Origin of the sequence: [Clostridium] fimetarium (genome assembly GCF_900111235.1) — a bacterium.
GTDB classification, from domain to species: Bacteria; Bacillota; Clostridia; order Lachnospirales; family Lachnospiraceae; genus Clostridium_N; species Clostridium_N fimetarium.
On sequence record NZ_FOJI01000008.1, the window covers coordinates 143,508 to 158,026 of the forward strand.

Here is a 14,519-nt window from a genome sequence, read left to right on the forward strand (position 1 = left end):
TGGTGTAAATTAATTGTTTGTATAGGATCAAATTATTTCTTTTATTTCCAACTGATTATAAATGTAAATCTGTAATAATCCATTTGATAATTTGGTATAATATGGTATTATTAAATTGGTTTACAAATTAAAGAAAAGAGGGGAAATATGGCACTAATTAAATGTCCCAAATGTGAAAGTGAAATTTCAGATACAGAAAAGATTTGTCCTAATTGTAAAATTGTATTAAGGGAGAACAGTAAAAGACCAATTATATTTTTGTTTGTGGGAATTTCAATATTTATAATTGTACTTTTGAGTGTGGCTTTTTATATGAGTGACACAAAAAGCATGCCAACGGATATGGATACAGATACATATAATCTAGGAGTATCAGCACTTTCGATTACAGATGATTTTATTGATACTAAAATAACATTAAGCGAGGCGCAAACGAAATTAGAGTCAATAACTAGCAGCTTAGACCAATTGTATGTTACTAACAAAAACAAAGTCACATTAAGTGTCAAGGAGGATGTTACTAGTATATCAACAATTATGCAATCAAGTTCAACTTATAAGTATACAAGTTCAACTGTTACCGAAAAAAGAAATTTACTCGCACGTGAAATCTATAAAGACTTAAGATAATGCAATAACGTAAAATGCCTTTCTGCTATCTTAATATGGTCCCTCTAAAGTAGACAGTATAAATACACAAAACTACTTGGGAGGGATTATTTTATGTCTAGAAAATCACCATATACTCTTGACAACGTGTTAATGCAGCTGAAGATTATCTAAATGAAATTCGAAGTGTTTCAGAAATATGTGCTGAACTGGGAAATAATGATACATAAACAATTCGACGATGGGCTGCAAATTATAAATGCATTGGGTTTGATAAGGTTTATCATTGTCAAATATCTAAACATTTTATACTATAATCTCAATGCCCATTATATGACGTTGTATTGCAAGTATATCGTAAATGTCAACCTTTTTATCATTCGTTACATCTGCTGCAGTAATTAAACTTTCTGATATAGTTTCAGTACCTAATATATACCTTTGTAATAACAAAATATCATATATATCTATTGCCCCATCATTTGTAACATCGCCTAATTTGATTTCATGACCCGTGTCTTGAGTTGTAACTACATTCATTGCCGTACTTCTTACTACAGTCCCAGCTGAATCTTTTACATCTACATAAAACTCTCTATTACCTGCACTTCCTGCGGTACATGTAAAACTTGCAGTACTACTATAACCTTGTAAGGTCACCCATTGGTCTGTATCTTTATTGTGCACTGATAATCGATAAGTATAATTTCCCGATCCACCTGTAGCCGATGCTGTAAAAGTTACTTTATCACCTATATTATTTACTGTGGCAGTTGCATTTGCTGTAACAGTTAATGCATTAAACGTAGAAACATTCATCGCATTACTTCTTACCATTGAACCAGCAGAATCCTTTACTTCCACAAAAAACTCTCTATTTCCGGCACTTACTGAGGTCCATGTGAAACTTGAAGCATTGCTATAATCTTGTAAAACCGCCCATTGGTCTGTATCTTTATTATGTACGGTAAATTTATAAATGTAATTTCCTGTTCCTTCGCTACCCATTGCTGAAATGATTAATTTATCACCTACTGTATTAGAATTCACACTTACAGTTGCTGAAATTGCTAAAAATGCCGTAACCACATTGACTGGCGCACTTCTTACTACTGCTCCAGACAGATCCTTTACTTCAACGACAATATCTCTATCTCCTACAGTTCCCGAAGTCCATGCAAAGCTTGAGTCGTTACAACAGTCTTTTAGTGTCTCCCATACGCCTGTATCTTTATTGTACGCAAGATATTTATATGTATAAACGCCTGCTCCACCTGATGCATTTGTGTTAATTATTACTTTGCTACCAACTACGCAAGAGGATTTATCCACTGTGGCAGTAACTACGCATGGATTGTCACTTGACACTCTATAATATGTACCATTCATTATACAATCAAGTACCGTAGTACCAGTTGAATCAATCCAATAACCAATATAATGGTTTGTTGAAATACCACTATGGCTATTATTGATTATTTTAATAAATCTTGTATACGCAAAACTATCTGTGTACAGCTTTTTAACACTAGATGGAATTATTAGCGTACCATTCAATCCTGTACAATTATAAAAAGCATCATAACCAATATCGGTCAATCCTGTTGGAATAGTCAAATCACCCCTAAATCCCGCACAATTAATAAATGCACTTGATCCTATTGTTATTAGTCCTGATGGTAATATTAAATTTCCCGTTAATCCGCTACATCCACCGAACGCATCATTTCCTATTCTTGTTACGCTTTGCGCAATTATTAATGTTCCATTTAAACTACTGCATTGAGCAAATGCAGCCTCTCCAATATTTGTTACTCCGACTGGTATATTCAAATCTCCTGTAAGTCCATTGCATTTCCAAAATGTAAAAGGACTTATACTAGTTATTCCCGTAGGTAAACTTAATTTCCCATTAAATCCACTACATTCAGAAAATGCATATTGTCCAATACTTGTTACACTTGCTGGTATTATTAAATCTCCCGTTAATCCACTACATCCATTAAATGTATATTGTCCAATACTCGTTACACTTGCTGGTATTATTAAATCTCCCGTTAATCCACTACATCCATTAAATGTATATTGTTCAATACTTGTTATTCCTGTTGATAAACTTAATTTTCCATTAAATCCACTGCATCCATCAAATGCATATTGTCCAATACTTGTTACACTTGATGGAATCATTAAATTTCCCGTTAATCCACTACACTGATTAAATGCATCATTTCCAATACTTGTTAATCCTAATGGTAAAGTTAAATTACCTGTAAGTCCAATACATTTCCAAAATGCATACGAACTTATACTTGTTATTCCTGTTGGTAAACTTAATTTTCCATTAAATCCACTACATTCAGAAAATGCATATTGCCCAACATTTGTTACTCCGGCTGGTATATTTAAATCTCCCGTTAATCCACTACACTTATTAAATGCACCATCACCAATACTTTTTAATCCTGTTGGTATATTTAAATTTCCACTCAATCTTCTACATTCATTAAATGCGTTATCACCTATACTTGTCACTCTTGAATCTATAACTAATCCTATATTGCTACCTGTGACGCAGCAAGACTTCCATGGGGAACCTGAAGAAAGATATGAATACATTGCACCAGTTCCACTTACTGTTAATACCCCTGATTTCAGCGAAACAGTTATATCATCACCGGCCTTCCAGAATTTATATGCCGTTCCATTTGAGATAGTTGTAATTGTATTTCCTACTAAATCGGTCCAATAGGAGCTAGTATCATTTTGCAAAGAAAATATTAGCCCTCCATTATTAATTACCTTTGTGAAGTTCGTATTCAAAAAACTTTCTTCATATATTATTAAACTAGTTGGAATTGTAAGTGTATCAGTAAATCCAGTACAATCTGCAAATGCACCGTCACCAATTGACGTTACTCCTTCAGGTAAAGTCAAATCTCCTGTAAGTCCACTACACTTCCAAAATGCAGCCTCTCCTATATTTGTTATCCCCGTCGATATTCTTAATTTTCCATTTAAACTACTACAATCAGTAAATGAATATTTACCAATACTTGTAACACTTTCTGGTATTGTTAAATCTCCCGTTAACCCGCTACATTCATTAAATGCACCATCACTTATACTCGTAACGCTGTTTGGAATAATTAATTTTCCATTGAATCCACTACACTGGTTAAATGCACCCTCAGCTATATCGGTTATTCCTGCTGGTATATTTAAATCGCCAGTAAGCCCACTACACAAATTAAATGTACCCTTAGAAATACTTTTCAATCCCGTAGATAAATTTAAGTTACCGTTAAATCCACCACATCCATAAAACGCAAACTCTCCCACACTCGTAACACTATTTGGTATTGTTAAATCACCTTTTAATCCACTACAACTCCAAAATGCATAATTCTCTATATTTGTTACACTACTTGGAATACTTAATTTACCACTCAACGAACTACATTCATAAAACGCACCCTCACCTATACTTGTAACTCCCGAAGGTATAGTTAAGTCGCCTCTCGTTCCACTACACTTGTAAAATGCATATTGATTTATCTTTGTCATGTTTGAAGATAATTCAATGGAAGTTGTAAAACCAGTGCAATTAGAAAACGCAAAAGCACCTATATTTGTTATTGTATCTGGAAAAAACAAATTATCAAGTGCACTACATCCATAAAATGCGCCAGCCCCAATACTTGTAACACCTGAATTTATATGAAGTAATCGCACATTACTACCATTACAGTACGCACTCCAAGGTCCGCCCGCCGTAGTTTCTGTTATAAATGATGGATACATATCTCCCGTCCCGCTAACCGTTAAACCATTAGCAGATAATGTTACATAAACATTAGGTCCGGCCTTCCATATAAGATCTTGTGCCTTAACTTCTGGCGCATACACAAATAAATTCACAAATAATATTACAATAACTAATGGCGTTGCGACTATTTTTCTAAATTTTCTACTCTTCATTTCTTCCCACCCCTCTAATCCCTTTTAATTTTCAAGATACTTATGAGCCATATTTTTAGACTTATTTTTCATAGGCTACTTATACCTTTTAATGATATAAAACTTGACAGTAAATTACAAGCAGAATATGGAAATATTTACTATAACAAAAATTATAGCTAACATTACAGACTAAAAATTATATCTGGATGTTAGCTATATTAATTTACCTTTTTTGTAACCACACCTATTACAGTGCTTCTTACTACTGTTCCTGTAGAATCCTTCACATCCACCTAAAGCTCTCTGTTTCCTGCACTAAATGCTGTACATGTAAAACTTGATACATTACTAAAATCCTGAGTAAGTGCACATTGAGCTGTATCCTTGTTATAAACTAAGAATTTGTAATTGTAACTTCCTGTTCCACTGCACCTGTGCCCATGATCGTTAATTGATCTCCCATTACAATTGATATTTCACTGTAAAACGAGCACCCAAAAGAGTATCGATTTACCATTTCAATCTATTTGGTGGTGGTAATTCATCTTTTAGACCTGAACTAATCCAACCGATTAGCTCATTTGTCTCCCTTAATATAATTCCTAATCTTAGTGTATGCCTTTTAATATTAAGTACATTCGGTACTGATTCTATAAACTCATTATTCTCTTTCAGTTCATATTTCATTAACCATTCTCTACGTTTCTCTTTTGTTGCAATCCAATCAGGGAAAAATTCAGTTATCTCTTTTTGCAATGTAAGCATATATATAGCATCCAAGTCCTCTAATTGAAACTCTCTCAATATAATATCCTTGCATTCTATCGTAAAGACTTTTCTTGTAGTAATATTCACATCATTTTCTACTACTTCATTGCAGTTGTTTACTCCTATTGTTTCAATTTTCATATCATTCATTTCCTGTTTCCCCATAGTATTCATCACAAAATTCTTCACAATCCTACACTTGAGTCACATTATTTTTCCGAATCACTCATGGATAATATCTACACTAGACATATCAATCATCACCTTAGTTCCAACGCCATACCTAGATTCAATACTTATCTTATGTGAAAGTTTATTAATCGCCTTTTTACATAAATATAGCCCAATTCCAGTTGACTTCTTGTCCAATCTTCCGTTATATCCAGTAAATCCTCGTTCAAATATTCTAGGTAGATCCTCTTCATTAATACCAATTCCTGTATCTTCAATCACAAGAATTTTGTCATTCCTATTAAAAGTTTCCTTTAAATATATCTTAACAGTCCCCTCACTTTTCGTATATTTGATAGCATTAGATAAAAGCTGCTCAATTACAAATGAGATCCATTTCTCATCTGTCAGTACCGATGTATCCAAATTGCCTAGTTCAATTTTGATTTTTCGATAGATGAACTGTGTTGCATATTTTTTCACTGCCTGTTTTACAATAGAATCTAATTTATAGTAATCAAATTTGAAATCAGACGACATATCTTCAAGTCGAAGATACTGCAGCACTGCATCCACATAAAAATCCACTTTAAACAATTCTTGTTTTAATTCTTTTACTTCAACACTGCCTTCTTCCGGATATACTTCCAACACTTGAAACATGAGATTGAGCGCCGAGATAGGCGTCTTTATCTGATGTGCCCACATGGTATAATAATCTTTCATCTCGGTAATGATCTTAGTTTGTCTTTCGTTTAACTCATTTTTTTCTTTCATCAGTTTATCTATTAATAATTGATAATCACTTTCGATAACATTTCTTGATTTAGATATATCAAGGGAATATATTTCTTCTAAGTCAATCTGTTTTAATAACATTTGATGTTTTATATAAAATCGGACAAATCCATATATAAATAATCCTAAAGTAACACTCATGCATAAAATTATCCCATAAAAAAGTGCCTCAAAAGGCAATAAATATAGATAAAAAATAACGCCAAAAATAATTGCAAATATGAAATATAATGCAATGTCTTTGGCCTTTTGTTTTAAGTACTGTAACAATATTTTCATATATTGTTCTCCAAACTTGAATGATATTTAATTTTATCTAATCTAACTTATTATGTACCCAATTCCCTTTTTAGTTGAAATATAATCTGAAATTCCAACTTCTTCAAGCCTTTTTCGAAGTCTTGTGATATTTACAGTTAAGGTATTATCATCGATAAACGATTCATTTTCCCATAGCTTCTCAATAATAGAATCCCTAGGAACTACCTTGCCAACATTTTCCATTAAATGCTGCAGTATTTTAAATTCATTCTTTGTTAATTCCACTTTTTCATTATTAAATATAAATGTATTCTCGTTCAAATTAAGAATCCCACCATTATGCTCAATAATATTAGTCTGTTCGCCAAAAGAATATGTTCTTCTTAACATTGCTTGCACTTTTGCAGTAACTACAGTCAAGTCATATGGCTTAGCAATAAAATCATCACCACCCATATTAATCGCCATTATGATATTCATGTTATCTGACATAGACGACAAAAAGATGACTGGTACCTTAGATATATTTCTAATCTGCGTACACCAGTGATATCCATTATAAAATGGCAATGAAATATCCATCAACACCAAATGAGGTTGAAATTGCGTAAACACACTTAACACTTCTTTAAAATCAGTGACCCCAACAACTTCATAACCCCACTTACCCAAATGCGCAGTCAAGGTCCTTGCTATCACCAAATCATCTTCCACCACCAACACCTTATACATACACTACCCCTCACCAGCATTCCTAACTCGTATATTCCTTCGTAACTTATTCATATGCATACTAGCTACTAGCTTACTTCTTCATATACAAAAAGCTTGTCCTCTTAAAACAAGCCTGTTACTTTTTATGTTTTCTTTTTATGTTTACTTTTTATGATTGCTTTTAACGCCCTTTCAACAAAGTGAATTGTGAATCGTAATTGATGATTATCCATTTTGTCGCAGACCGGCTGAAAGCAGTGCCAATGTTATGTCAAGACTCAGATAAAAAATGAGCGTAAGCGAGTCTTTTTATCATCTCTGAGGCTTGTAAAGAACATACTGCTTGAAGGAAAGGCAAGCAAAATGAATAATCATCAATTACGATTCACCGACAACCTCATTCTTGATCTTTCCAATGCCATCAATTTCACACGCAACCACATCACCAGGCTTTAAAAATCGAGGTGGTTCAAATCCCATCCCGACTCCGCTTGGTGTACCGGTAGATATTATCGTTCCAGCCTTTAACGTCATTCCGCTTGAAAGTTCTGCAATTATATGTGCAATACCAGTTATGAGTAATTCAGAATTACTATTCTGACGAAGTTCACCATTTACATAACTTCTTACAGCAACTTTGGGCGGCATATCAAATTCATCCTTTGTTACAATACATGGTCCCATAGGCGTGAATCCATCCAAACTTTTCCCGAAATACCACTGTGAATGTCTTGTCTGAATATTTCGTGCACTTACATCATTTACAATTGTATAACCAAAAACATAGTCAAATGCTTCAGCTTCGCTAACATTCTTAGCATCTTTTCCAATTATAATAGCAAGTTCACATTCATAATCAAGGCTGTCAACAAGGCCTACATATGCAGGAATTTCACCTCCATCTGCAACTGCCTCATTGACTCTTTTAGAAAAATATACAGGAAATGGTCTAGCACCGCCAAATGCTTCCTTTTTAAATCTCGCTGATTCTTTCGCATGCTCAACATAATTAATCCCAAGACAGATAATATCCTGCGCTGGATAAATAATAGGTGCACAAGCTACAGTGGCTGATTTATCTACAGATTCGATAACCGATTCATTTGATTCGCTACTGCTATCTGAAATAGCGGTGCTTAATCCCGTCAGTTCTTGATCTGTAATATTACCGATAAATTCAGCCATCTGATTAGTAGTATATCCAAACTGCGCTAATGGCAATAATTTACTGTTATCCATTGGTGATTCTACTCCAAGCATCACTTCTGAATTTGTGGTTTTTTTATATGAATAAAATCTCATAATTACTCCTTCGTTTTAGCAATGGCAAAATAAATTATATCCCAAAATAAGCAATGTTATAATAACAAGCAACTTAATAAATAAACTAGTTATAAATAGCATCATTATCATACCGATCGCAATCCAAAACAAAATAAATCCTATTACTCTTCTCAATTAAAATCGGGCTCCTGCATACTATTTTAATATATTATATGCGATATGATTTCACATATTACCTATTATTTCATATCAGTTTTAGCCGTTTTAAAAGTAACATTATCTATTGCTTCGTCAATGTCTTTGTCTTCTTTTACTTTTTTTTCTTTACCAGTGAATTTATTTATAAGATCTGGTACCATATCCAAAATCTTAGTTACCGTATCTTGATTCTTAATATTCACAAGTTTTGTTGCGCCATTTTGAATTACAAGAACTGCACTAGGTGATATTTTACCGCTCATTCCACCACCTGCATTATTTTTCTTATCTCCTCCAAATGCTCCAGCACCTACACCAAATGATACATCAACCAAAGGTAAAATGATTGTATCATTTATTTTAACAGCATCACCTACTACTGTCTTTGCTGATATAAATGCATCCATCCCTTTGAATAAAGATTCTACTGTTTCGTTGAACTTTAAATTTTCTGCCATTTTAAACTCCTCCTATTTAAACTTTTTTATCATTTTCTTAAATTGCTTGTTTCTATAAACTCTAAAGGCTATTATTAGTATCGTAAAAACTCTAATTCTTCCACGTAAATATATTTCGCCTTCTAATACCTGATCATCAAATACTGGTACAAAATTTAAATTTAGATTAAAAAATGCATTCGCAATTGCTACGTATGAGATAACTTTTCCTGTTATATCTGGTTCACCAGCACCATACTTTACATAAATCTTATATTTTCTAGGCGCAATATGTTTGAAAATAAGTTTCACTTGGCTTACAAGAAATTTAATAAGTATTCTGTTCTCTGCCGTATTTATTTTTTCATTAAAATATTTAACCTTATCCGTTATTGTATCCCAAAGATTAATTATTTTATTATATATATTTATTATAGTATCTCTAATTTTCAAAAATATGAACTTGATTTTATTTGAAATTCTTAGAAATATACTATTAATCCGTCTTAATTTATTTCTTATTTTATTTCTTGTCTTTTTGCTTACTTTTTTGCTTACTTTTTTACTTGTTCTTTTACTCGTTCTATTACTTGACTCTTTATTTGCTTCTTTATTTGCTTCTTTATTTGTTTCTTTATTTGCTTCTTTATTTGCTTCTTTATTTGCCTTTATATATGCTTCCATATTTGTTTCATTATGTGTTTCTATTTTTGTTTCTATATTTGTTTCATTATTTGATTCTATATTTGCTTTTATATTTATCTCTTTATTTGTTTCTATTTTAGTTGCTTTGCTTGTATTTAAATTAAGACTACTATTTTTATTTGAGTTCTCAATACTTTGAGATTGCACTGTGAAATCACTATCATCATTTATTGTATATATATCTTCCTCAATAATATGATTATCACGATTGTCTGGCTTGACTTTTTTTTCTTTTTTTTGTTTCCTATGCTTTTTATCTCTTTTAGTTTCATCAACAGAATCTACTTTTAAGCTATTTATAATTGTAAATCCACATATCTTGATTTTATATGACAATTCAGCATTCGTATAATCAATACAGGCACTCACTATATGCAAAAGCCAATGAAGTCTTATGATACCGGTTATTTTTTCGTATTTTTTAGCTTTCACCTTGTATCTTAGCGGTACAAATAGTACCGAAAGTATAATGAGTAGCAAAAGACCTAAAATAATTGCTATAATAATACCAAGTATTTTTAAAATTGTAAATATAACATGAAGCATATATACACCCCGTATTTTTTACTAATTATCCAAAATTATAATATTCTCTCAACTTAAATTCACCAGTTTTCGTATACACCTCTGATATAATCTTTTCTATAACTTGAAATGCTTCCTCGCGACCCTTTGCGATACCTATAACATAAATATCATCAAGGATATGCGTCTTTTTGAAATGTGGTTGAAGCAAAAATTTGGCCAAATATATATCCATCAGATTATTAGGATTATTAGATAATGTAATCAAGTATGTGTCAATCTGAAATTTACTTGTTCTAACTTTACCAATTATCCTATATTTTTCATCTTTTGCATTATCACCTAAATACAATTTTCTATACCATTTCATAGCATCCATCCATTCGTCATAAACTAGTTATCACCATTCATTAATAGGTTCATTACCTCAACACACGCCATTTTTTCAGCTTTATCACTACATTGTATGAGTGAAGAATTAATATATCTTTGAATCTCATCGATATTGTTAAAAAATACCGGTAATTGACTTAATACTGTAGACATAACTGCTCTATTTATAATTTGAGAGGAATCCTTAAATAATGTTTCTAATTCGGCAATCAAACTGTTAAATGCAATATCAACATAATCATTAGATGCGATCTCTTGTTTATCTGTAGAATCATATAATGCAATAAAATCACTTCCTGATTGTAATTTAAATATAATTGAAAGTGCATTATATGCTTTTTCAAGCATAATACTCTGTAATGTAACGCTCTGATTTTTAAGAACATAATCGATTACATACTCATTAGCTATTGTAACTGTAATTATCTTTTCTTGCTTACCTTCGAAACCAGTAAAACAATCTATGATTTTTTCATCATCAGAATCATATTCATTCCCATTAAAGCCTTCTAATGTACTTTTTATAACATATTTACTCTTATTAATTTCGTCAACATTATTAAAAGCATACATCTTTGACAAAATAATTGTATAAACATCATTAACAAGCTGTATCAGTATTACAAATAAATCTGAAGTGTTAGACATGGTCTGTGTTGCAATTAATAACTTGTCCGCTAAAGCCTTATACTCCTCTTGGGTAAGATTCTTATAATCAGCATTCTTTAAATCATTATAAATGTTGTTAACATCTTGAAAGCCACTTTCAAAGCCCTCCGGTTGATCTAACATTGCGGTTGTTCTAAGTGCATATACAAAATCATCAATCGTACCTTTTTGAGCTCCACGATAAAGAGAAAATGAACCAGAAATATAGTCAAAAAACTTGTTCTTTGACAGTCTAATTGGAAGCTGACCAATTATTTCTGCTATTTTGCCATTTGTAACCATACTGTCTTTGTCAGCTAGAATGTAATGCATTAGATCGTTCGTTAAATCATTCATATAATATTCTTCATCAAATTCTTCTTTGGAAAATTTGAATTCTACACGATTCAATATATATTCATAAATTTTTAATCTATCAACGTAGGAAGTTACAACTTCCATTATTTTTATGATTTCATTACGGATATTATCCGTTTCAATAATACTTTCTTCTAACGTCTCAACGCTGCCTTCGTTAATCACTTCTTTTTCAATAATCGTATTCAATCTTTCTAAGAAAGCTTTTATCTTAGCCAAATCTGTATTTTCATACTCTTTATCACTTAACATATCATAATATGTATAATAATTCATAGATAACTTAACATATGCAAGTCCATTATATAAAGACATCATGCTGTTTGCGAACTTTGGTAAGTTCATCTCCAGATTCTTTTCTTTGGTAATCTCACTTGCCACATAACTCAAATCTTTCATTCTTAAATACTCCTAATATCAAATTTCTCAGAAAAAATATATATACAATACGCAAATCCACCTAAAATGAATTCCACAACTTGTATAAATATTATAACAGAAATCTTTATTTTTCACAACTATTACCAATTCTGTTTAAAGTTTATAAATATATTATTTTTTATTTACAAAAAACAAGAGGCCTAGCATTTAGCTTAGCTTCTTGTTCTCAATATATTCTGTAAATCAATAATTTAGTTATTTTTAAAAATCAATAAATTAGATGTTTTTAAAAATATCTGTAAAGTCAAATGTTGCAAAATAATCGGTAGGTGTTTCAGCTCTTCTTATCATCTGCACACTTTTATCTGCCTTTAACAATAGTTCGGATGATTTGAGTTTACCATTGTAGTTATAACCCATTGAAAAACCGTGTGCACCAGTATCATGAATGATTAAATAATCCCCCATATCGATTTTGGGAAGCATTCTATCAATTGCAAATTTATCGTTATTTTCACATAAAGAACCTGTTACATCATATTTGTGATCACATGTTTCATTTTCCTTGCCTGCGACTGTAATATGATGATAAGCACCATACATAGCCGGTCTCATTAGATTGACTGCACTAGCATCACATCCAATATATTCTTTATAAGTATGTTTTTCATGAACAGCCTGCGTTACTAGACATCCATAAGGCCCTAGCATAAATCTACCAAGCTCTGCAAATATGGCAACATCGCCCATTCCATTAGCGGTTAATACTTCTTCATATACTTTTCTTACATTTTCACCAATCACTGAAATATCATTGGGTTCAACATCTGGAAGATAAGGAATTCCTATACCACCTGAAAGATTGATAAACTTGATATCCGCACCTGTTTCATCGCGAAGTTCAACAGCAAGATCAAAAAGGATCTTTGCAAGTGTTGAATAATATTCATTAGATACAGTATTGCTAGCAAGAAATGCATGTATGCCAAATTTTTTAGCGCCTTTTGCTTTCAGGATCTTAAATGCTTCAAAGATTTGCTCTTTTGTCATTCCGTACTTTGCATCACCTGGATTATCCATAATTGATGTGGAAATTTTAAATAGCCCACCCGGATTAAAACGGCAACTGATTGTTTCTGGTATTTTACCAATTGTTTTTTCAAGAAAATCAAGATGGGTAAAATCATCAAGATTAATGATTGCATTTAGTCTGTCTGCAAATTCAAACTCTTCAGGTGGAGTTGTATTTGAAGAAAACATAATATCTGAGCCCTCAAAATCAAGTGCCTCTGCCATCATCAATTCTGTTAAAGATGAACAATCAACACCACAGTTATAATCCTTTAATATATTTAAAATGAATGGATTGGGGGTTGCTTTAATTGCAAAATATTCTTTAAACCCTTTATTCCAAGCAAATGCTTTATTTAACTTTACAGCATTTTCTCTAATACCAGCTTCATCGTATAAATGAAATGGAGTTGGATATGTTTTACTAATTTCTTTTATTTGATCCAAAGACACAAATGTTTTTTTTGACATTTTTATTCACCTTCCTATGTAAAATCATTCTGCTCAACTTATAGCCACTAAGTGAAATCCTATATTAGATAACCTAATTTGTCAAGACCTATATAAGGAAGTTATAAAAAAATAAAGTTGTCGAAAAGAATTTAAAAACGTTCCTTTCGCAACTTTATTTTTATCACTTTATCTATATCATTTTATATTTATCATTTTATATCTATCAATAATTACATAAATATACTTTTTACTTGTTTCACTTCTTCTGCCGTAGCCATTGCAGCTGGCACATAATAACCTTTGTTCTTTGCAATTGTATATAACTCTTCTTGAGACATCTCTCCTTGATTTCTAATCTGTTTAAATGCTTGTTTTAAATCTTTATTCTCTGTCTGAGGAATTATCGTTCCAAAACTGCTTAAATTTGAATTCATACCATGTAGTGCATCTGATACCATTACTTTTTCTTCCATTTTAACTTGCCTCCTATTCTTTATTAATTTAAAAACTGCATTAATTTCTGTTTCGTTTCACCAGCTGACTGTGCGGATGATTGAAAAAATTGTTTCACTGATTGGTCAGTTGCTTGACTTGCATATTCAGTCATTTTGCATTGATTGTTCTCACATCCTCCAATTAAATGACGAAGGTTCTGAAGTTCTAATTCTGAAATATTTGACATAAAAAGCCCTCCTAAGATTATTTTTCTCTCTTAGTATGGGCTTTTATTTTTTAAAATATTCGTTTATTATTTTAAGTTTT

13 protein-coding genes are annotated in these 14,519 nt (G+C 31.7%); 1 reads left to right on the forward strand and 12 read right to left on the reverse strand.

The features are described 5' to 3' along the window. The first annotated feature begins 147 nt into the window (after nt 1–147). Nucleotides 148–630: a zinc ribbon domain-containing protein gene (locus BMY18_RS11475; protein WP_092454126.1), complete on the forward strand. Its 483-nt coding sequence runs from the start codon at nt 148–150 to the stop codon at nt 628–630. A 285-nt stretch (nt 631–915) separates the two neighbouring features. On the opposite strand, the gene BMY18_RS11480 is transcribed toward BMY18_RS11475, so the two are convergent. The 12 genes from BMY18_RS11480 to BMY18_RS11535 all read right to left on the reverse strand — a co-directional run bounded on the left by BMY18_RS11480 (nt 916) and on the right by BMY18_RS11535 (nt 14,439). Next, on the reverse strand, nt 916–4,590 hold the full coding sequence (locus tag BMY18_RS11480; protein ID WP_092454128.1) for a leucine-rich repeat protein: 3,675 nt from the start codon (nt 4,588–4,590) through the stop codon (nt 916–918). 492 nt (nt 4,591–5,082) lie between these two features. Continuing rightward, nucleotides 5,083–5,490: a GNAT family N-acetyltransferase gene (locus BMY18_RS11485; protein ID WP_139197265.1), complete on the reverse strand. Its 408-nt coding sequence runs from the start codon at nt 5,488–5,490 to the stop codon at nt 5,083–5,085. Nucleotides 5,491–5,562: 72 nt separating this feature from the next. Beyond that, nucleotides 5,563–6,588 carry a sensor histidine kinase gene (locus BMY18_RS11490; RefSeq protein ID WP_092454132.1) on the reverse strand — a complete coding sequence of 342 codons (1,026 nt, stop codon included), beginning with the start codon at nt 6,586–6,588 and terminating at the stop codon, nt 5,563–5,565. A gap of 42 nt (nt 6,589–6,630) precedes the next feature. Beyond that, nucleotides 6,631–7,302: a response regulator transcription factor gene (locus BMY18_RS11495; protein WP_092454134.1), complete on the reverse strand. Its 672-nt coding sequence runs from the start codon at nt 7,300–7,302 to the stop codon at nt 6,631–6,633. Nucleotides 7,303–7,662: 360 nt separating this feature from the next. After that, entirely contained in the window at nt 7,663–8,586 is a 924-nt protein-coding gene (locus BMY18_RS11500) for a fumarylacetoacetate hydrolase family protein (RefSeq protein ID WP_092454136.1), read from the reverse strand. 221 nt (nt 8,587–8,807) lie between these two features. Further along, nucleotides 8,808–9,224: a GerW family sporulation protein gene (locus BMY18_RS11505; protein ID WP_092454138.1), complete on the reverse strand. Its 417-nt coding sequence runs from the start codon at nt 9,222–9,224 to the stop codon at nt 8,808–8,810. 12 nt (nt 9,225–9,236) lie between these two features. Continuing rightward, complete coding sequence (locus BMY18_RS20755) at nt 9,237–10,454, reverse strand: hypothetical protein (RefSeq protein WP_139197267.1); 1,218 nt, start codon at nt 10,452–10,454, stop codon at nt 9,237–9,239. 25 nt (nt 10,455–10,479) lie between these two features. Beyond that, a complete protein-coding gene (locus tag BMY18_RS11515) occupies nt 10,480–10,803 on the reverse strand; it encodes a hypothetical protein (protein ID WP_092454142.1) in 324 nt (107 codons plus the stop codon). Between the two features lie 23 nt (nt 10,804–10,826). Next, on the reverse strand, nt 10,827–12,251 hold the full coding sequence (locus tag BMY18_RS11520) for a hypothetical protein (RefSeq protein ID WP_092454144.1): 1,425 nt from the start codon (nt 12,249–12,251) through the stop codon (nt 10,827–10,829). A gap of 258 nt (nt 12,252–12,509) precedes the next feature. After that, complete coding sequence (locus BMY18_RS11525) at nt 12,510–13,775, reverse strand: diaminopimelate decarboxylase (protein WP_092454145.1); 1,266 nt, start codon at nt 13,773–13,775, stop codon at nt 12,510–12,512. 212 nt (nt 13,776–13,987) lie between these two features. Continuing rightward, nucleotides 13,988–14,230, reverse strand: coding sequence for a spore coat protein (locus tag BMY18_RS11530; protein WP_092454147.1), 243 nt, complete (start codon nt 14,228–14,230; stop codon nt 13,988–13,990). 23 nt (nt 14,231–14,253) lie between these two features. Beyond that, a complete protein-coding gene (locus BMY18_RS11535; RefSeq protein ID WP_092454149.1) occupies nt 14,254–14,439 on the reverse strand; it encodes a hypothetical protein in 186 nt (61 codons plus the stop codon). Nucleotides 14,440–14,519: the final 80 nt, after the last annotated feature.